Genomic DNA, 18,016 nt, shown 5'->3' with positions numbered 1-18,016 from the left:
CGCGACGTCACCAGGCGAGTGCCGGCGCCGCAGATGTGACGCAAACCTGACGTGATCCATCCGAGCTGCGACACGGATCCGAATCCTCCGGTGTCACAGCAGAGGGCGGCACCGACCCGTCCGCGACAAGGGAGCAGCGCATGAATATCGAGTTCCGCAAGTCCGTCACGGCGGTGGGGGTTGCCGCGGCCGCGATCCTGACCTTCTCGGCGTGTTCGAACGACACCACCAGCCCCGCGCCGACCGCAGCCGCGGGGACCACTACCGGTGCGACCAGCGTCGCGCCCACCCCGATGGATCGGCCGATGGACCCGGCTGCCGGACTGGTCGGTCCCGGCTGTGCCGACTACGCCGCCCAGAACCCCACGGGGCCGGGATCGGTGTCGGGGATGGCGCTGGATCCGGTGACGGTCGCCGCGGCGAACAATCCGATGCTGACCACGCTGACCTCGGCGCTGTCGGGCAAGTTGAACCCGAACGTGAACCTCGTCGAAACCCTCGACAGCGGCCAGTTCACGGTGTTCGCCCCGACCGACGACGCATTCGCAAAGCTCGATCCGGCGACCATCGAGACGCTGAAGACCGACTCGGATCTGCTGACGAGCATCCTGACCTATCACGTGGTGCCCGGCCAGGCGGATCCGGCGCAGGTGATCGGCACGCACAAGACGGTGCAGGGCGCCGAGGTCGACGTCACCGGCGGCGGTGAGGCCATCAAGGCCAACGACGCCAACGTGGTCTGCGGTGGCGTGCGCACCGCCAACGCGACCGTCTACCTCATCGACGCGGTGCTGATGCCGCCGATGAATTGATCTGCGCCACAATAGGACTGGAGGGCAGCCCGATACCCCGAGCCGGGCTGCCCTCCCTCATGACCGCACCTTCGCGATGATGTTCTCGGCGAACCGCTCGATGGGCTCCTTGTAGCGCTCGACGCCACCACCGGACGGCAGGTCCATGCCCATCCACGGGCTGCACATGACCGCGGTGATCCCGGCGTCCCCGGCCCGCTTGTACAGGTCCGGCGACGGTGGTTCCAGCAGTGCCAGCATGATGGCGAAAGCCTCGCCCTCGCGGCCGTACTCGCGCAGCAGCGAGCGCAACTTCTGCGCGTAACCCACGGCGTCGTCCCACTTGTAGGCGTACCCCACCCAGCCGTCACAGAGTCGTGCTGCGCGACGGAGCGCCGCCTCCGACTCTCCGCCGCACAGAATCGGCACCGGCGCGACGGGATGGGGTTCGATCATCATCTCCGGCACTTGGTAGTGCTCACCGCTCCACGACACCCAGCCGCCCCGCCACAGCGCCCGCAGAGCGGGGATCATCTCGTCGAGGCGCTTGCCGCGGGTGCCGAAGTCCTGGCCCATCAACTCGTACTCCTCGCGCATCCAGCCGACGCCCGCGGCCAGCGACACCCGCCCGTCGGACAGCACCGACGCCGTCGCGACCTGCTTGGCCACCTCCAGCAGCGGACGCGCCGGCGCGACGTAGACGGCGTTGGAGAACCGCAACCGGCTCGTCACCGCGGCCATCGCGCCGATCTGCACCCAGCAGTCCGGCCAGGCGGTCTCGGGCGCCCACATCGGCTTACCGTTCGGCGAGTCGGGATACGGCGAGGTGAGCTCGCGCGGATAGATCATGTGGTCCGAGCAGACCATCCCGTCGTAGCCGGCCTCGTCGAAGGTGCGCGCGAGACCGAGAATTTCTGACGTTTTCATGAACGCGGTGCCCGACCAGAACTCCATCCTGTTTCTCTATCGCGAATTGCGGGCAGCATCAATGCCATGCCCGCGTTGTTGTGGTTTCGTCGCGATCTGCGGTTGCACGACCTGCCGCCGCTGCTCGACGCGGCCGCCGCCGACGGCGAGGTCCTCCCCTGCTACGTCCTCGACCCCCGGCTCGAAGCGTCGGCTGGAGCCCGCCGACTGCAGTACCTCTACGACGCGTTACGCGATCTCCGCGACAATCTCGACGGCAGGCTGCTGGTCACACGAGGCCGACCGGAACAGCGAATACCATTGGCGGCCAAGGCCATCGGGGCATCCGCAGTACACATCTCCGCGGACTACTCGCCGTTCGGCCGGCGGCGCGACGACGCGGTTCGGGCGGCGCTCGGCGAGGTGCCGCTGGTAGCGTCGGGCTCGCCGTATCTGGTTTCGCCCGGTCGGATCACCAAACCGGACGGCACCGCGTACAAGGTGTTCACCCCGTTCTACGGGGCCTGGCGCGACCACGGCTGGCGCCTGCCCGCCAAAACGGGGCCCACGTCGGCGCGCTGGCTCGACCCGGCCGAGGTGTCCGGCGCAGTGGAAATCCCCGATACCGGAGCCGAACTCGATCCACCTGCGGGTGAGACAGCCGCCCGCAAGCAGTGGAAGACGTTCGTGGACAACGGGCTTGCCGGTTACGCCGACGACCGCAACCGCCCCGACCTGGACACCACCAGCCGGATGTCGGCGCACTTGAAGTTCGGCGCGATCCATCCGCGCACCATGGCGGTCGACATCGGACGCGGCAAGGGGGCGCAGGCGTACCTGCGGGAGTTGGCTTTTCGCGACTTCTACGCCGCGGTACTCAACGAGTGGCCGCACAGCCTCTGGTGGAACTGGAACTCATCTTTCGACGCGATGGAGCTGGATGACGGACCGCAGGCCGAGAAGCGGTTCGAGGCGTGGAAGGCCGGTCGCACGGGTTTTCCCATCGTCGATGCCGGCATGCGTCAACTCGCCCAGACCGGCTGGATGCACAACCGGGTCAGGATGATCGTCGCCTCGTTCCTGGTCAAGGACCTGCACCTGCCGTGGCAGTGGGGGGCGCGCTGGTTCCTCGATCAGTTGGTCGACGGCGACATGGCCAACAACCAGCATGGCTGGCAGTGGGCGGCGGGCACCGGGACCGACGCCGCGCCGTACTTCCGCGTCTTCAATCCGATCACCCAGGGTGCCAAATTCGATCCCGACGGCAGCTACGTACAGCGCTGGGTGTCCGAGATCGACGACGCCGACTACCCCGCCCCGATCGTCGATCACGCGGCCGAGCGCAAGGAGGCGCTGCGCCGGTACGCCGCGCTTGACTGAGGCCTACTTGACAGCCAGGCCGGCGTCGACCGGCAGCGCGACCCCGGTCAGGTATCGGCCCGACGCGCCGCACAGATACACCATTGCGTCGCTGACGGCCTCCGGTGTCACCAGCCCGTCCGGCAGCAGCGGAATCTGCGATTCCCCGAATTTCGGGTGCTCCGTCAGGTAGCCCGCGACCGCGTCGTTGAGGATCATCGGCGTGGCGACCCCGCCCGGATGCACGGAGTTGACCCGGACGTTTCGCTCCGCCAAAGACGTTGCGTAGTACCGCATCAGGCCGACGACACCGTGTTTGGCGGCGTTGTAACCGGCCGCGCCGTGGCTCATCGTGTCCACCCCGGGGCTGACGGACTTCAATCCGGCTGCGCTGCTGGTGATGACGATCGCTCCGCCGTCGCCGTGCGCCAGCATCGCCGGTAACGCGGCCTCGATCGTGAAATGCACACCCTTGAGCATCACGTCCACCGCGTCGACGAACGCCGCGACCTCGCCGCGATGCTCGCCCATGGCCGGCAGTACGCCTGCGTTGGCGAGCACGAAGTCGAGGCGGCCCAGTTCGGTGACGCCGTGCGCGACGATCTCCTGCAGCCGCTCGAGGTCGCGGACGTCTCCGCGTTCGGCCACGATCCTGCGGCCGGTCTTCTCCACCAGGTTGACGGTCTCGTCGAGGTCCTCCGGAGTGGCCATCGGGTAGGCGACGCTGCCGATCTGCTCGCAGAGGTCGACCGCGATGATGTCGGCGCCCTCCTCGGCGAATCGGACCGCGTGCGCACGACCCTGCCCCCGCGCCGCGCCGGTGATGAATGCGACCTTGCCGTCGAACTGATTCGTCATGAGGCATCACCCTACGGCCGCGCGTAGTAGGCCTATGCCAGAATGTGGGCCAGTACCAAGCCCGACCGTGAGGAGCAGCCGTGGCCAGCACCGAGGTGCAGCGACACACCGGAGTCGACGTCGAAGACGTGCCGTCCGCGGAATGGGGCTGGTCGAAGGAGAACCCGAAGTTCTTCCACATCGGCGGACTGCTGGCGGCCCTCTTCCTGCTGGCCCTGATCCACGGCAACCACGTCGGCCACGTCGAGGACTTCTTTCTGATCGGGTTCGCCGCGCTGATCGTCGCCGCGGTCATCCGTGACTGGTGGCTGCGCCGGCGCGGCTGGATCCGCTAAACCGGGCACAACGGCCGCAACGACGACTCGGTCCCCAGGTCGAAGAGCGTCTCCGTGGCGCCGACAGTCGGGGCCAATTCGGCGGCGGCCAGCGCCCGGGCCTTGAACGCGCGCGCCGCGACGCTCAACCGGTGGTCGGTGGCGTCGACGTGACCGCCGAGCTGCGCCGGCCAGACATCGCCCCACGCCATCACCTCGGTGTCGCCATTGTTCACCAGCTCGAAGACTTGGGCGCGCACGTGCGGATCGTCGCTCAGCAGTTGCGCGCTGACCGCCAGCGCGACCCCCGGGGGCAGGTCGGACAGGACGGTCTCGGTGGACTCGTCGACAACGTTTGCGCCCAGGATCATCAGCGGCCGCCGATCCCGGCAGCCCTCGACCCGGACGCTGACATCCCACCCCGCCCGCGCCCGGTCGAACAGCCAACCGCCCGCCATCCCGACCACGTCAGCCAGGCTCGCGGCCAGGATGGTGAGCTGATGCTGGTTGATGCGGCCCTCGGCGGCCCGCGCTTCGTCGGCCAACACGTAGTCATCGGTGAGGGGTCGAGTCGGCAGTCGAGTTGGCATAGTTCCCATCCGATCAGATCAGCGAGCCGGACTAGGGGCTGTCACGGCACGCATAGAGCGTGACACTATTGTGTCGATCTGTAAAGGTTCGGTTTGGCCGGGCCAAGGCCGCTCAGCGCGCCGCGCCGGCCAGCGGAAGCGCCGAATCCACGGCGGCCGGCTCGCCCGGGAGGCCGGCGGCGCGGCGTATCTCGGCGAACGCCTCGAACAACGCGTCGGTCGCCTCGTGCGGGTCGTCGAGCGTGCGGTCGTCGGTCAGCACGGAGATGGCGAGCTGGTCGACGTAGCTCCACACGGTGATGTTCATTCCACTACCGGTGACGACGGGTCCGACCGAATAGATCTCGCTGACGACGCCGCCGGCGACGTGTCCGCGTTCGCGGGGGCCCGCCACGTTGGAGATGGTCAGATTCATCACCGCGCCGGATTCCATCCGGCGGGCCTGCATCCGGAAGAATCGGGGGGCCAACGCCGGCGGCAGGTAGGACATCCACGCCGGCAGCACCGTCGGCCCCAGCAGCTGGTGGCTCTCCTTGGCGATTCTCGTCGCGACCGACGTGAGCCGGACCCGTTCCAGCGGATCGGGCATGTGTACCGGCAGTGACGGCATCATGTACGTGAACTCGTTGCCGGTCAACCGATCTGGCGACGGGTCGGTACTCACGGGGACGCCCGCGATCAGCGGGGCGTCGGCGCACCCGTCGTAGCGCAGCAGCAGTTTGCGCAACGCGCCCGCGGCGGTGGCCAACACGACGTCGTTGAGCGTCACGCCCAGTTGTCTGCCGGTCTGCTTGACCTCCGCCAGGTTCAACGGTGCGGTCGCGAACCGCCGGCCCGGCGACACCACGTGGTTGAGGAAGGTCCGCGGCGGGGCGAAGTTGCGGGCCAGATCGGGATGCCGACCCCGCTCTCTGGCCCGCCTGCGCACCCGCGACACCCCGGCGGCGGTCTCGTTGATCAGCCTGGGCAGCCGGCGGATGAGGTGCGCGTGGTCGCGGCCGGCGGCTTTGAGCAGTTGCGCGGTGGTGCGCGCGGCGGGGTCGGGAACGGCCCTGACCGGCGACGGCTCACCGGGTTCGAAGGCCTTGGCGATCTGGTTCGCCGATGCGACGCCGTCGGCGAGCACGTGATGCACCTTGTGGATGATCGCGACGCGATCGTCGGCCAGCCCCTCGGCGACGTACATCTCCCACAGCGGTCGGCTGCGGTCCAACGGCGTGCCGGCGATCTCGCCGATCAGGTTGTCCAGTTCGCGGCGCCCACCCGGCGACGGCACACGCGCCCTCCGGAGGTGGTAGTCGAGGTCGATGTCGGGGTTCTCCCACCACATCGGATGGTGCAGCTTCAGCGGGATGTCGACGAGTTGATAGCGCAGGGCCGACAGCGCCATCAACCGCGGATACGCCACCTCTCGGAACATGTCGAAGCTGTAGCCGTCGACGCCCGACACGTCGAGGATGCCGATCTTGAGCGTGTGCATGTGGATTTCGGGCGTCTCGCTGTAGAGCATCAACGCGTCCACGCCGTTGAGTCGCTTCATCTCACCCCTCGCGCTTGCTGCTACCGGTTTCCCAATTGCCCGCATTTCCACGCAAGTTCGGTGAAGAAGTGACGCTGCCGCCGAGATTTGTCAAGCTGTGCGCCATGAGTCTCGTCGCCGCCCGCGGCCCGCTGAGCAAAGATCCGGTGGGCTGGTTCACGCCGCCGCTGCCCGCCGAAGTGGTGTTCATCGAGCCCCATCCGCGACGCGTGCAGGCTTTTCGCGACGGCCGCCTCGTCATCGATACCGAGCGGGCGCTGATGGTGCACCGGCGCGACCACCCGCTCAGCTATGCGTTTCCGGTCGGCGAGGTCGGCGACCTCCCGGGGGAAGCCGTTCCGGAGGCACCCGGATTCGTCCGGGTCCCGTGGGACGCGGTCGACGCCTGGCTGGAAGAGGGCCGCACGCTGGTGCACTACCCGCCCAACCCGTATCACCGGGTGGACTGTCGACCGACAAGTCGTCGGTTACGCGTGACGGTGGCGGGCGAGCCGCTGGTCGACACGACCGAGACGGTGATCGTCTTCGAGACGTCGCTGGAACCGCGCCTCTACGTCGATCCATCGCACGTGCGGACCGACCTGCTGCGGCCATCGCAGTCGACCAGCTACTGCAACTACAAGGGATACGCGACGTACTGGTCGGCGGCCGTCGGCGACGCGGTGGTCGACGACGTCGCGTGGAGTTATCCGGATCCCCCGCCGGAAACACTGCCCCTGAAGGGTTTCCTCAGCTTCGACGCCGGCCGCGCGGAGGTACTGGCGGAACTCCCCGGCACCTGAGTCGCCCAGCCGACGATCACGTTCGGCGACTGCGACGGTCAGGCCGCCGCGATCACCGACTTGCCGAACCGCTCGATGGTCTCCAGCACATGGGAGAGGCTGTCGCCGGGCAGGCCGACCTGAACCCACGTCACGCCTGTCGCGGCCAGCTTCTCCAGGCCGGCGAGGTATGCGTCGGCTTTGAAATCGTCGCTACCCGGACTGCCGCCCTCCGGGTTGGTGAACGTGATGTCGATGCGCGACCAGTCGCGGCCGGCCTCGTCGAACCGGCGACGGAGATCATCGATTCCGGAAGCGAGGGTCTCGGTGTCCATCGTCGCGGTCCGAGCCGTCTGTGCCAGCAGCGCAGGCGCCGGGAACGGACACCATCCGTCGCCGTAGGCAACAACGCGCTTGCGGGCGGCGGTGGTGTTGCCGCCGATCCAGATCGGCGGATGCGGATGGCTGACCGGCCGGGGATGCGCCGTGATCCCGCTGGCGGTGAAATGCCGCCCCTGATACGAGTAGTCGTCGGTGGTCCAGATTCCGCGGATCACCTCCAGCGCTTCTTCGAACAGCGCGGCCCGTTCCTCGAAATCGACTCCCAGCGCGGCGAATTCACGTTTGAGATAGCCCACGCCGACGCCGAGCGTGAACCGGCCCTCCGACAGCAGATCCAACGTGGCCCCGGCCTTGGCGACGACGAACGGATTGCGGTAGGGCAGCACGACGATGTTCGGGATGAGCCGCAGGGTGGTCGTGGTCGCGGCGGCATAACCCATCGCCACGAACGGGTCCACGGCGTCGTGTCCGCCGGCCTCGAGCCAGCGCTGCGTCGGCGCGGGATGGTCGGTGAAGCCGAATCCGTCAAAACCCGCGGCCTCTGCGGCCGCCGCGACCGTCGCAATCCCCTTACCGGTGACCAATTCCGGGTTGTACGGGTGAGTGTGCATCGGGTGCGTGAAGGTGAACCGCATATGAGTATCGTCCCGTCCTAGAACATTCTTCTCGATTTCTGAGAATGTCGTTACCATGCGAATCGCGGAAAGTACAGCGTTGCCGACGATTGGACTGCGGACGTGACTCACGCCGGACTGACGAAGCCCGAGATCGGCGTCTACCTGCCGCAGATGGGCTTCACCTACGAGCAGATGTTGCACCGCACTCGGCGGTGCGAGGAACTCGGCATCGACTCGCTGTGGCTTTACGACCATCTGTACGGACCGGGCGCACCCGACTACCCGTCGCTGGAGGCATGGACGCTGGCGACGGCGCTGCTCAGCAATACCGAGCGCATCCGGATCGGACATATGGTGCTGTGCAACCAGTTTCGTCATCCGGCGGTGCTGGCCAAGATGGTCACCACGCTCGACCAGATCTCTGCGGGCCGGCTGCAGCTCGGACTCGGCAGCGGGTCGATCGAGGACGAGCACGACCGGGTCGGATTGCCCTGGGGATCCTTCCGCGAGCGTTCTGAACGGCTCGGCGAGACACTGGAGATCCTGACCCAGGCCTTCGCCGACGGGCGAATCGACTTCACCGGCAAGCACTTCACGGTCACGGATTTTCCCGTGATACCGGGCGCGGTCCAGCAGCCGAGGCCGCCGATCGTGGTCGGCGGTGTCGGCGAGAAGTACACGCTGCCGCTGGTCGCCCGCTACGCCGACGTGTGGAACGTGCCCACCTATGCGCTCGGTGCACTGCAGTCCAAAGTGGCGGCGCTACGGGCCATCTGCGAGGACATCGGCCGCGATCCGTCGACCATCGTGCTGTCGGTCGAGGCGGTGATGGCGCTGGCACCCGACGACGCGTCGCTGCCGGAGGTGCGCCGGCTCGCCGAGAAGCGTTTCGGCTCATCGGCGTTCGGGCTGACCGAAGCGGGGCTGGTCGGCACACCGCCGATGGTCGTCGACCGCATCCACGAACTGCAGTCGCAGGGTTTCGGCCAGATCGTGCTGTTCACCCACGACCGCGGCTCCGATCAGACGCTGAACCTGTTGGCTTCCGGGGTGATCGCCCGGCTCTAGTGTCCTGGGTCGTTACTTCGTCGTCGGTGAGAATTCGAGGTTCGCGAGTTCGGTGTGGTCCGTTTTCGGCTTCCTATGCTCGAGATTGCACACACGGCTGTGGTCGTTTTCTCAGATCAGCACAACCCTGAATGCAATCTCGGCGCTAGGACCATTTCGCAGACCAGCACCCCCGGCCCCGTGCGTGCGCACGAGCACCCCAAATTCTGCGCCCGAACTAATGACTCACGACACTCGCGTTCACCGACGGGTCTCAGCGCTCGCTATTGCACTGGCGGCTGTTCATGCCACGAAATCACAATCTTCAGCGCAAAATTGAGCCACCGCGCGGCTCAAAGCGCGGCGCTAGCGTTTCACCGGCGGCGCATACGCCGGCCGGCCGAGCCCCAACGCCTGCTGAGCGATCATGTTGCGGAACACCTCGAGCGTGCCGCCGTAGATCCCGGTCGGCCCGGCCAACCGGAACATGTACTCCGCTCCCCCGTCGTCGGCGGCGCCGTCGACACCTACAGGCAGGACCGCGGCCGCGCCGAGCAGGTCCATCAGCTCCGGGGCCACGTCGCGCATCGTCTGCGCGATCGCCACCCGGCCGTACATCTCCGGCGTGCTCGCCGCCGCCTCCGTCCGGGCGACCGCGCGGCCGAGGCGATACCTGGCGGAGTCCTCGTCGCCCGCCACCGCCGCGACGCGGTCCACCGCCTCTGCCAGCAACAGCAGATGCTCGCTCATCGCCGCCAGCTTCTGCAGTCCCTCGTCGTCACGCTCGACGGTGCCATGCTCGGCGTTGAGCGCCTCGCGCAACACCGACCAGCCGCCGTTGACGTCACCGATCCGGTACCTGTCGTCGACCCGGACGTCGCTGTAGTAGGTGATGTTGGTGCGATCGCCGTCCACGGTGCGAATCGGCTGGATCTCGACGCCCGGCGAGGCGAGCGGCACCAGGAACATGGTCAGGCTCTGGTGCTTGGGCGCATCGGGGTCGGTATTGGTGATCAGGAAGACGTACTGCGCGTTCTGCGCGTTCGACGTGAACATCTTGGCGCCATTGATGATCCATGCGTCTCCGGAGGCCTCACGCACGGCGCGGGTCTTACAGGTCGCGACGTCCGAACCGCCCTCCGGTTCGGTGTACCCGAGGCACAGCCGATAGTGCCCCGACAGCACTTTCGGCAGCACCTCCTGTTGCAGCTGCGGCGAGCCGAACTGCTGTACGCAGCGCGCGACCATGGCCGTCGTGCCCCAGTGGAACCACGGCGTGTGGGCGCGGCCGATCTCCAGTTCCCAGATGCGGCGGCGCACCACGCTGAAACCGCCCCCGGACTCGTCCTTGAAATCGGCGGCGAGATAGCCCGCCGCCCCGAGAGCGAGATGCACTTCCTCGTCGAAGTTCTCACCCGTCTCGCGATCCCGTCGGATGACCTCGTCGGTCACGACGGAACGCAGGAAACTACGGAGCTCGTCGCGGAACGCCCGGTCGTCCACGCTCAGCTGTACGCGGGAGAAGTCCACCTGGACACCGTGACACTATTGCGGTTAGTTGTAAAGTCTGGCCGAGATCCGAACGGAAGGCAGCACCTTGGGCGTCGTCACCACAAGCTCGGAAACCGCGTTCCCGCACGCGCCCGAGACCGTCTACGACTTCGTCACCAACCCGGCGAACTGGCCCAGAACCTATCCCAGCAGCGTCAACATCGGCGGGCTCCCGGACGCCTTGCCGCTCAAGGTCGGTGATACCTGGAACGAGACGGGCCCCGACGGTGACCGCATCTTCACCTGGCACCTCGCGATCGCGATGCGGCCGTCCATGTGGGTGTTCAACTCGGTCGGCCGGCTCGGACACGACCGCGACGGCAACGGCGGCATGGAGGGCCGCATCACCGTGCAGTACCACTTCACCCGACCGGGCGCCGACGTCACGCTGTTCACCCGGACGATGACGATCGAGGCGTACCGGCACGCGCCGCTGCCCGACGGTTTCTTCCGGACGGTCAATCCGGCGCACATCGACGCTTATCACGCCGCGATAGCCCGCGAACTCGGCTGAGTTCACGCCCGGTGCAGCGCGCGTCGCAACGCCGCCCCCTGGAGCTCGAACAGCCGGACGCTGGTCTCCCACTCCGGCAGCAGCGAGTCGAACCCGTGACAGGTGCCACCGAACACGTGCAGTTCGGTCGCGACCCCGGCGCGCATCAGCCGCAGCGCATAGTCCACCGCTTCATCGCGCAGCGGGTCGAGGTCCGAACAGCTGACGAACGCGTCTGCCACGCCGGACAACTCGGCGACCCGGCCCGGCACCGAAGCGGCGCACGCGGCCGTGTCCCCCAGATAATGACGCCACATCAACTCGGCCGCCGGTCCGTCGAAGCCCGGCGTCGTGTCGAACTCCTTCTTGGAGTCGGTGGGCCGGTCGTCGAGCACGGGTTGATGCAGCAGCTGAAACACCACCGGCGGTGCCGCTGCCGCTGCCGAGCGCTGTGCGAGCCCCGTGGCCAGTGCGGCGCCTGCGCTGCTTCCCGCGACCGCCAGCCTGGCGGCATCGATTCCGAGTTCCGCCGCGCACTCCACCGCCCAGTTCAGCACGGTCAGCGCGTCGTCCAAGGCAGCGGGATACGGATGTTCGGGCGCCAGCCGGTAGTCGACCGAGATCACCGTGCAGCCGCCGCGCCTGGCGAACTCGACACATTGCAGATGGTCGGTGTCGAGGTTGCCCATCACGAATGCGCCTGCATGGCAATAGATCACTGCGGGTGCAGGCGCGGGCGCGCCGCGGTAGATCCGCACCGGAACCGAGTGAGCGACCCGATTCTCGATCTCGACGCCGATGTCGTTGACCGCTTTGACCGTTTCGGCCCGGCGCTGGTTCAGCGAGTCGCGGACGACGCCGAGAAGCCCGGGCGACAGATCGGTGCGCGCATCGGCGAGGTGGCGTAGCGCGGGGTCGAGTCGCTCGGCGATGGTCACGGCGTCAGCGTCTCGCCACCGTCTGGGTTTCGGCCTGGCCGACGCTGGAGCGCCCGGGCGGGTCGAAGGTGTAATCGGAGGCCTTGAAGCGCCGCGTCACGGTCCAGAACGCGCGTGCGCTGCGCGGCCACTGGGTGACGACGCGACCGTTGGCCGCGCGAAAGTAGTTGCTACACCTGGTCAGCCAGACCGTGCCCGCCATCGCGCGGTCGATGTCGGCGAGGTAAGCCGCCATTGAGTGCGGCCGCACCGCCACATACGACTTGCCCTTGCGCCGTAGGTACTTCAGTGCACGCACGATGTAGTGGGCCTGCGCCTCCAGCATGAAGATGACGCTGTTGGAGCCGACGTTCGTGTTGGGGCCGTACAGCATGAAGAAGTTCGGGAAGCCGGGCACCGCCATCCCGAGGTACGCGTACGCCCCGTCGCTCCAGGTCTCGCGCAGTGTCGTCCCGTTCTCGCCGACGACCTCGATCTGGCCGAGGTAGTCGGCGGCGGCATACCCCGTCGCGCAGAGCACCGCGTCGACGTCGAGTTCGGTGCCGTCCTGGGTCACCAGCGTGTTGGCGCGCAAAGCCCGTGCGGGGCTGGCGATCACCTCGACGTGCGCTCGGGTGAGCGTCTGCAGGTAGTCGTTGGCGAAGACCAGCCTCTTGCATCCGAACGGATGGTCCGGGGTGAGCTTGCGCCGCAGGTCGTCATCGGCCACCGTGGCCTCCAGCAGCTTGAGCGCGATGCCCTTGAACTCCTGGGTCTTGTCGCTGCCGTGCTCGATGACCGAGATGTTCGACTCGCTGCGCAGCCACAGCCGCGTCCGGTAGATCTTCTTCGCCAACGGGATGTGGCGGAACACCCACTTCTCCCGCTCGGTATACGGGCGGTCGGGTTTGGGCAGGATCCACGTCGGTGAACGTTGCACCGAATACACCTTCTCGGCCACCTTGGCGACCTCCGGCATAAGTTGGGCCGCTGTCGAACCCGTGCCCAGTACCGCCACCCGCTTACCCGTGAGGTCGACGGCGTGGTCCCAGCGCGCCGTGTGCATCACAGTGCCGGCGAACGGTTCCTCCTCGATCAGGTCGGGCATCACGGGACGGGTGAACAGGCCGATCGCCGAGACGACCACGTCGAACGTGTACTGCTCGCCCGTGGCGGTGGTCAGCCGCCAGGCGTCGTCGCTCCAGTGCGCCGAGGTGATCTCGGTGTTCAGCTTCAGGTTGGGCCCGAGCCGATAGCGCTGCGCGCAACGCTCGAAGTACTCGAGAATCTCGCGCTGCCCGGACCATAGCCGCGACCACTCCGCGTTGAGGTCGAAGGAGTAGGAATACAGATGCGACTTCACATCGCAGGCCAGACCCGGATACGTGTTGATCCGCCAGGTACCGCCGACACCGTCCTCTCTGTCGAATATCGTGAAATCACGAAACCCGGCCTTACGTAGGAAGATTCCCAGTGCGAGCCCGCCAGGTCCGGCGCCGACGATGCCGATCGTCATCCCACGCGTCATCCGAGTCGCAGGCATTGCCCTCCGTCCACGACGAGTTCGGCGCCGGTGATGAACGACGCGTGGTCGGATACGAGGAAGGAGACGACGTTGGCCACTTCGACCGGCTTGCCGAGGCGGCCGAACGTGGCGGCCAGCCTGCTCTGGGTCGTTTCATCGAGCATCGGCGTCTCGATCGGGCCGGGGAACACCGCGTTGACGCGGATCCCCGTGGGGGCCAGTTCTGCCGCGACGATCTGGGTGAGCCCCCGCAGCGCCCACTTCGACGAGCCGTAGGCGGCGTGGTTCGGGAAGGGCCGCATCGCACCGGTGCTCACGGTGTTGACGATCGCCGCACCGTCGGCTCGGCGCAGATGCGCAAGTGCCGCTTGGATTCCCAGGAACGGGCCGAGGCAGTTGAACCGCCAGCTGCCCTCGAAGCCCTCGGGAGTTTCCTTCTCCAGCGCCGCGCGGTGCAGCACGCCGGCGTTGTTGATCAGCGTGGTCAGGGCGCCGAAGCGAGCGACGACGGTTTGCACCGCGGTCGCCCACTGCTCGGGCGACGTCACATCGAGCGGGACGGCGATGACGCCGTCGTCGCCGAGCGCATCGACGTTCGCGTGCAACTCGTCCATTCGCACGTCACAGGCGCCGACGCGAACCCCGTCCTCGCGCAGTCGTCGCAGGATCGCCGCACCCTGTCCCCGCGCGGCGCCCGTCACCAGGGCCACGCGGTCCGTCGAGGTCATCGCGCCTCCCGCAGCATCTCCGCCGCGCCGTGGCGCAGCGCCTGGGACTCCGACGCGAGCGTCAGCATCCGAAAACCCAACTCGGCGGCCATCTTCGCCGGCTTTCCGGCTCCGGCATGGATGCCCGCGATCCGCCCGGCTGCCGTGGCGCTGTCCGCAATTCGTGCGATCGCGTCCTGCACCACCGGAGCGGTCCAGGCTTCCGCGGGCCGGTGTCCGAGCGACAGCGCCAGATCCGCCGGTCCGACATAGACGCCGGCCAGACCCGGTACGGCGCAGATCTCGTCGACCGTCGCCAGCGCCTGCGCGCTCTCGATCATCACGAAAACGTCCACCCGCGCTTCGTGTTCGGCGGGCTCGCGGCCGAGGTCCGCCCGCAGCGGTCCGTAACTGCGCACGCCCGCAGGGCCGTAGCGTGTCGCGGCGACCGACTCGGCGGTCTGCTCGGCCGAATCGACCATCGCCACGATCACGGCGTCGGCCCCCGCGTCGAGCACCCGGCCGATCGGGGCCGGATCGGTCGAAGCAACCCGCACCGCCGTCGCGATCGGCACGTGTTCCATCCGGCGCAGCAGCAGCGCGACGTCGGCGTCGTCGAGGTAGCCGTGCTGGATGTCGAACCCGACGTAGTCGTACCCGGCCGCTGCGAACTCCTGGGGGCCGATGATGGTGGGGCCGACGACCCACCCACCCCACGCCCGCTCCTTGGCCTCAAGGGCGTCCTGCAGCTTGCTCGCGGTCATTCGACGATCGCGATCTTGACGCGATCGGGCGCCGGCCGGCACGCGAGTTCGAAGGCGGCCTGGACGTCGTCGACACCGAACGTGTGAGTCACGTAGGCGGGCAACAGATCCCGATGGCGCCGGGCGAACTCGTCGGCCGCGGTCAGCATGCGTCGCCGGTCGAGTGTCACGCCCGACTTGAGCGTCAGATTGTTGCGCAACATGGTGCGCATGTTGATCGGATAGCTGTCGTCGTCGGGCACTCCGAAATAGAAAACCGTCCCTCCCGGGGCAGCGGCTTCGACCGCATGGCTCAGGGTGGCGACCTGGTGGCCGACCGCTTCGATCACCACATCGGGCCGGTCTCCGGGCTCGAGGTGGCTCACCCAGCGGTCGCTGGTGGCGCGCACGATCGTGTCGACGCCGAACTCCTTGGCCACCGCATCACGGTCGACCGGATCGACCCCGGTCACCCGGCGCGCACCGAAAGCCTTTGCTGCGTAGGAGAACAGCAGGCCGATCGACCCCTGGCCGATGACCGCGACGTGCAGCCCCTTCAGCTTCGGCAACTGTTCGATCGCGTAGAGCACGCACGCCAGCGGCTGCAGCGCGACCGCATGCTGCGGGCTCAGACTGTGATCGTAGGATGCGAGCCCGTCACCGTCGGCGACGACGAACTGCATCAAGCCGTCGAAGCCCGACGCCCAGCCGACGACGCGGCTGCCCACGCCGTGGCTGCGGTGCCGGCTGGCGACCACCTCGCCGACGACCTCGTGGATCGGAAAGCCGGGCATCTCTGCCGCGCTCGGTCCCCGATCGCCGGGGATCTTGCCGCGCACGCCGCGAAACGGCGGCAGGTCGCTGCCACAGACGCCGGCGGCCTCGAACCGCAGCAGCACCTGCCGGTCGCCCAGCGACTCGGGTGTCGGCTCCGCAATATCGGCTCTTTCCAACGTGTACGGCGCAACCAGTCGATACGCCCACATCTCACACGCCCTCCACCTGGACCTCGACGGGAACACTGTTCCAGCCCCACTGAAAACTCGACGGTGGCCGCGATGCGGCCGCGTCGTCGATGCGCCATTCGGTGACGCGGTCGAGCCATTCGCTCACCAGGATGCCGATCTCCAGCCGCGCCAGGTGCACACCGAGGCAGAAGTGTTGTCCGCGGCCGAAGGCCAGCAACCGCTCGATGGGCCGGTTCCAGATGAACGCGTCCGGATCGGGATATTCGCGTTCGTCGCGGTTGGCCGAAGCCAGCAGGGCGATGACTCGCTGACCGGGTCGAATCGTGGTGTCGTGGATCGTGAACGGCTTGCGAGCGGTACGCGCAAACCACTGTGCCGGTGCGCAGTAGCGGATCATCTCCTCGCGTGCCACGGGCACGTTCGCGTCCGGGTCGGCGCGCACGGCCGACAGTTGATCGGGTCGCAGCCCCAGTTCCCACAGGCCGTGGGCGACGATCTTCGGCACGGTTTCGGTTCCGCCGATGAATATTCCGAGCATCTGGGTGGCGGCCTCGATGTCGCTGAACGCCGATCCGTCCGGCAGGCGGTAGCCGATCAGGTTGTCGGCGATCGGGTTCTGGCCGGCTGCGCCGCGGCTGCGCTGGACGATCGGAACGAGATACTCGAGATAGCCCGGCCGGGCGTTGGCCACCTCCACGCCACTTCCCGGCTGTGCCAGGCTGCCGGCGTTGACGGTGGCGAGCACATCGGCCGCGAGATCGACGGGCAGGCCGAGCAGTTCGCAGACCACGGACGCGGCGACGATCCCGCCGTAGTCCTGGGTCAGGTCGAAATTTCCGCGCGGCAGAAGCTCGTCCAGGCGTTCGTTGGCCAGTGTCCGGATGCGATCGGCCAGCTTGGCCACCGACCTCGGCCGCAACGGGGGCGAGGTGCAGCGGCGCACGGTGTCGTAGATCGGCGTGTCGAAATTCGCGTGAAACGGCATCGGGTGCAGCGGTGGGTCGGGGACGGGCCCGTCGTTGCGCTTCCCCAGAACCGTTGCGGCGGGCAGCGTTCCCTCCGACGCCACGAAGGTGCCGTCGTTGACCTCCAACACCCGCCAGATGTCGTCGAACCGCGACAGCGCGTAGGTGTCCCACTTGTCGAGGTAGTACACCGGATGTCGATCGCGCAGCGTCCGGTAGTACGGGAGCGGGTCGGCCATCACCGCCGGGTCGAACGGGTCGTAGGAGAAGCCTTGCAGCACTGGGCTCCTCATTGCAGCGGCGAGGGGGGTAGGGCCTGCAGGATGGAATCTTCCCAGCCGTCGCGCAACGCGGGTGCGACGCTCATCCAGGTGACGATCTCGGCGGGCGGACTGTCTTTCCATGACGGGTAGTGGTTCGCGAAACAGTCCCAGTCGCCGTCCAGCGCCCAATAGTGGATGACCTCGTTGAAGCGGAACGTGGTGATGAACGAACCGAGCCAACGCTTTCCGGTGCGCTCGGACCACGGGACGTATAGGCGTTCCAGTTCCCGGATGTAGTCGTCCTGCCGGCCGGGCTTGGTCTGCATGATCTCCTGGATCACCAGGCCGGCGCCGAAGTTCGCCTCGCGTAGCTGGGCCAGCGTCCGGTTGTACTTGCCCGCGTACATGATGCGGCCCTCGCCCGACGCGCCGATCTCGGCGAGGAACGTCGACCATTTCGCCGCCGCCGCCTCATGCGAGCCGCCCCGGGCCTGCGCCTTGCCGATACGCGCGTAGTCGGCGAACTGGTCGATCTCCCAGACGATCGTGACCTGCGGCCAATGCCCGTTGTACGGCGTCGTCTCCCAGATCGCGAACAGCCGCGCGCCGAGTTCGGCCATCATCGGGTGGTAGAGGTCGCTGAACGCCTCGGTGAATTGCTCGGCCCGTGCCGAGCCGAGGGTGATCGTTTCATGCAAGTAGAGCAGCGTGTGGCCGTAGAACTTCTTCACGACCTGCACCCATTTGACAGTGGCACCC

19 protein-coding genes are annotated in these 18,016 nt (G+C 67.5%); 6 read left to right on the top strand and 13 right to left on the bottom strand.

From position 1 onward, the window contains the following. Window positions 1-140: 140 nt before the first annotated feature. Window positions 141-812 carry a fasciclin domain-containing protein gene (locus AU188_RS14950; protein WP_059164476.1) on the top strand — a complete coding sequence of 224 codons (672 nt, stop codon included), beginning with the start codon at window positions 141-143 and terminating at the stop codon, window positions 810-812. A 57-nt stretch (window positions 813-869) separates the two neighbouring features. On the opposite strand, the gene AU188_RS14945 is transcribed toward AU188_RS14950, so the two are convergent. Further along, entirely contained in the window at window positions 870-1,745 is an 876-nt protein-coding gene (locus tag AU188_RS14945; RefSeq protein WP_059164475.1) for a TIGR03619 family F420-dependent LLM class oxidoreductase, read from the bottom strand. A 39-nt stretch (window positions 1,746-1,784) separates the two neighbouring features. Here AU188_RS14945 and AU188_RS14940 point away from each other — a divergent pair, with 39 nt between their 5' ends. Next, entirely contained in the window at window positions 1,785-3,077 is a 1,293-nt protein-coding gene (locus AU188_RS14940; RefSeq protein ID WP_059164474.1) for a cryptochrome/photolyase family protein, read from the top strand. Window positions 3,078-3,080: 3 nt separating this feature from the next. Here the strand turns inward: AU188_RS14940 and AU188_RS14935 are convergent, their stop codons facing one another. Continuing rightward, a complete protein-coding gene (locus AU188_RS14935; RefSeq protein ID WP_059164473.1) occupies window positions 3,081-3,914 on the bottom strand; it encodes a mycofactocin-coupled SDR family oxidoreductase in 834 nt (277 codons plus the stop codon). Between the two features lie 80 nt (window positions 3,915-3,994). On the opposite strand from AU188_RS14935, the gene AU188_RS14930 reads away from it, so the two are divergent. Continuing rightward, the gene (locus AU188_RS14930) at window positions 3,995-4,249 is read left to right on the top strand and encodes a DUF2631 domain-containing protein (RefSeq protein WP_059164472.1); all 255 of its coding nucleotides are present in this window, start codon (window positions 3,995-3,997) and stop codon (window positions 4,247-4,249) included. Here AU188_RS14930 and AU188_RS14925 read toward each other — a convergent pair. Further along, window positions 4,246-4,818: a hypothetical protein gene (locus tag AU188_RS14925; protein ID WP_286137486.1), complete on the bottom strand. Its 573-nt coding sequence runs from the start codon at window positions 4,816-4,818 to the stop codon at window positions 4,246-4,248. The genes AU188_RS14930 and AU188_RS14925 overlap by 4 nt on opposite strands. A 112-nt stretch (window positions 4,819-4,930) precedes the next feature. Continuing rightward, window positions 4,931-6,358: a WS/DGAT/MGAT family O-acyltransferase gene (locus AU188_RS14920; protein ID WP_059164471.1), complete on the bottom strand. Its 1,428-nt coding sequence runs from the start codon at window positions 6,356-6,358 to the stop codon at window positions 4,931-4,933. Between the two features lie 104 nt (window positions 6,359-6,462). On the opposite strand from AU188_RS14920, the gene AU188_RS14915 reads away from it, so the two are divergent. Next, window positions 6,463-7,140, top strand: a complete 678-nt coding sequence (locus AU188_RS14915) for a DUF427 domain-containing protein (RefSeq protein ID WP_059164749.1) — start codon at window positions 6,463-6,465, stop codon at window positions 7,138-7,140. Window positions 7,141-7,178: 38 nt separating this feature from the next. On the opposite strand, the gene AU188_RS14910 is transcribed toward AU188_RS14915, so the two are convergent. Beyond that, the gene (locus tag AU188_RS14910) at window positions 7,179-8,096 is read right to left on the bottom strand and encodes an LLM class F420-dependent oxidoreductase (RefSeq protein WP_059164470.1); all 918 of its coding nucleotides are present in this window, start codon (window positions 8,094-8,096) and stop codon (window positions 7,179-7,181) included. Window positions 8,097-8,213: 117 nt separating this feature from the next. Between AU188_RS14910 and AU188_RS14905 the strand changes: the two genes are divergently transcribed. Continuing rightward, window positions 8,214-9,146 carry an LLM class flavin-dependent oxidoreductase gene (locus AU188_RS14905; RefSeq protein ID WP_059164748.1) on the top strand — a complete coding sequence of 311 codons (933 nt, stop codon included), beginning with the start codon at window positions 8,214-8,216 and terminating at the stop codon, window positions 9,144-9,146. A 345-nt stretch (window positions 9,147-9,491) separates the two neighbouring features. Here the strand turns inward: AU188_RS14905 and AU188_RS14900 are convergent, their stop codons facing one another. Further along, window positions 9,492-10,655, bottom strand: coding sequence for an acyl-CoA dehydrogenase family protein (locus AU188_RS14900; protein ID WP_059164469.1), 1,164 nt, complete (start codon window positions 10,653-10,655; stop codon window positions 9,492-9,494). A gap of 67 nt (window positions 10,656-10,722) precedes the next feature. On the opposite strand from AU188_RS14900, the gene AU188_RS14895 reads away from it, so the two are divergent. Next, a complete protein-coding gene (locus AU188_RS14895) occupies window positions 10,723-11,190 on the top strand; it encodes a polyketide cyclase (protein ID WP_059164468.1) in 468 nt (155 codons plus the stop codon). 2 nt (window positions 11,191-11,192) lie between these two features. Here AU188_RS14895 and AU188_RS14890 read toward each other — a convergent pair whose 3' ends face one another. Genes AU188_RS14890 through AU188_RS14860 form a run of 7 tightly spaced genes read right to left on the bottom strand, consistent with a single transcriptional unit; the run spans window position 11,193 to window position 17,988 of the window. After that, window positions 11,193-12,107, bottom strand: coding sequence for an alpha/beta hydrolase (locus tag AU188_RS14890; protein WP_059164467.1), 915 nt, complete (start codon window positions 12,105-12,107; stop codon window positions 11,193-11,195). A 4-nt stretch (window positions 12,108-12,111) separates the two neighbouring features. After that, window positions 12,112-13,629 (bottom strand): flavin-containing monooxygenase, encoded by a 1,518-nt coding sequence (locus AU188_RS14885; RefSeq protein WP_059164466.1) that lies wholly within the window; start codon window positions 13,627-13,629, stop codon window positions 12,112-12,114. Beyond that, complete coding sequence (locus AU188_RS14880) at window positions 13,611-14,339, bottom strand: SDR family NAD(P)-dependent oxidoreductase (protein ID WP_059164465.1); 729 nt, start codon at window positions 14,337-14,339, stop codon at window positions 13,611-13,613. The genes AU188_RS14885 and AU188_RS14880 overlap by 19 nt, the downstream gene beginning before the upstream one ends. Beyond that, window positions 14,336-15,082, bottom strand: coding sequence for an HpcH/HpaI aldolase family protein (locus tag AU188_RS14875; RefSeq protein WP_059164464.1), 747 nt, complete (start codon window positions 15,080-15,082; stop codon window positions 14,336-14,338). The genes AU188_RS14880 and AU188_RS14875 overlap by 4 nt, the downstream gene beginning before the upstream one ends. Continuing rightward, window positions 15,079-16,047 carry a zinc-binding dehydrogenase gene (locus AU188_RS14870; RefSeq protein ID WP_059164463.1) on the bottom strand — a complete coding sequence of 323 codons (969 nt, stop codon included), beginning with the start codon at window positions 16,045-16,047 and terminating at the stop codon, window positions 15,079-15,081. Before AU188_RS14870 ends, AU188_RS14875 begins: the two co-directional genes overlap by 4 nt. Before the next feature lies 1 nt (window position 16,048). After that, on the bottom strand, window positions 16,049-17,287 hold the full coding sequence (locus tag AU188_RS14865; protein ID WP_059164462.1) for a cytochrome P450: 1,239 nt from the start codon (window positions 17,285-17,287) through the stop codon (window positions 16,049-16,051). Beyond that, the gene (locus AU188_RS14860) at window positions 17,284-17,988 is read right to left on the bottom strand and encodes a hypothetical protein (RefSeq protein ID WP_059164747.1); all 705 of its coding nucleotides are present in this window, start codon (window positions 17,986-17,988) and stop codon (window positions 17,284-17,286) included. The genes AU188_RS14865 and AU188_RS14860 overlap by 4 nt, the downstream gene beginning before the upstream one ends. Between the last annotated feature and the right edge of the window lie 28 nt (window positions 17,989-18,016).

The sequence above is a fragment of the Mycobacterium sp. IS-3022 genome (assembly GCF_001500065.1).
In the GTDB taxonomy this organism is placed as follows: domain Bacteria; phylum Actinomycetota; class Actinomycetes; order Mycobacteriales; family Mycobacteriaceae; genus Mycobacterium.
The sequence above is the reverse complement of the archived record's forward strand: the minus strand, read 5'-3'. Positions and strand labels throughout refer to the sequence as shown.

Bases quoted from the DNA above. Each gene is read 5' to 3' on its own strand.
- AU188_RS14950 (WP_059164476.1), top strand. From the start codon at position 141: ATGAATATCGAGTTCCGCAAGTCCGTCACGGCGGTGGGGGTTGCCGCG.
- AU188_RS14945 (WP_059164475.1), bottom strand. From the start codon at position 1,745: ATGGAGTTCTGGTCGGGCACCGCGTTCATGAAAACGTCAGAAATTCTC.
- AU188_RS14940 (WP_059164474.1), top strand. From the start codon at position 1,785: ATGCCCGCGTTGTTGTGGTTTCGTCGCGATCTGCGGTTGCACGACCTG.
- AU188_RS14935 (WP_059164473.1), bottom strand. From the start codon at position 3,914: ATGACGAATCAGTTCGACGGCAAGGTCGCATTCATCACCGGCGCGGCG.
- AU188_RS14925 (WP_286137486.1), bottom strand. From the start codon at position 4,818: ATGCCAACTCGACTGCCGACTCGACCCCTCACCGATGACTACGTGTTG.
- AU188_RS14920 (WP_059164471.1), bottom strand. From the start codon at position 6,358: ATGAAGCGACTCAACGGCGTGGACGCGTTGATGCTCTACAGCGAGACG.
- AU188_RS14915 (WP_059164749.1), top strand. From the start codon at position 6,463: ATGAGTCTCGTCGCCGCCCGCGGCCCGCTGAGCAAAGATCCGGTGGGC.
- AU188_RS14910 (WP_059164470.1), bottom strand. From the start codon at position 8,096: ATGCGGTTCACCTTCACGCACCCGATGCACACTCACCCGTACAACCCG.
- AU188_RS14885 (WP_059164466.1), bottom strand. From the start codon at position 13,629: ATGCCTGCGACTCGGATGACGCGTGGGATGACGATCGGCATCGTCGGC.
- AU188_RS14880 (WP_059164465.1), bottom strand. From the start codon at position 14,339: ATGACCTCGACGGACCGCGTGGCCCTGGTGACGGGCGCCGCGCGGGGA.
- AU188_RS14875 (WP_059164464.1), bottom strand. From the start codon at position 15,082: ATGACCGCGAGCAAGCTGCAGGACGCCCTTGAGGCCAAGGAGCGGGCG.
- AU188_RS14870 (WP_059164463.1), bottom strand. From the start codon at position 16,047: ATGTGGGCGTATCGACTGGTTGCGCCGTACACGTTGGAAAGAGCCGAT.
- AU188_RS14865 (WP_059164462.1), bottom strand. From the start codon at position 17,287: ATGAGGAGCCCAGTGCTGCAAGGCTTCTCCTACGACCCGTTCGACCCG.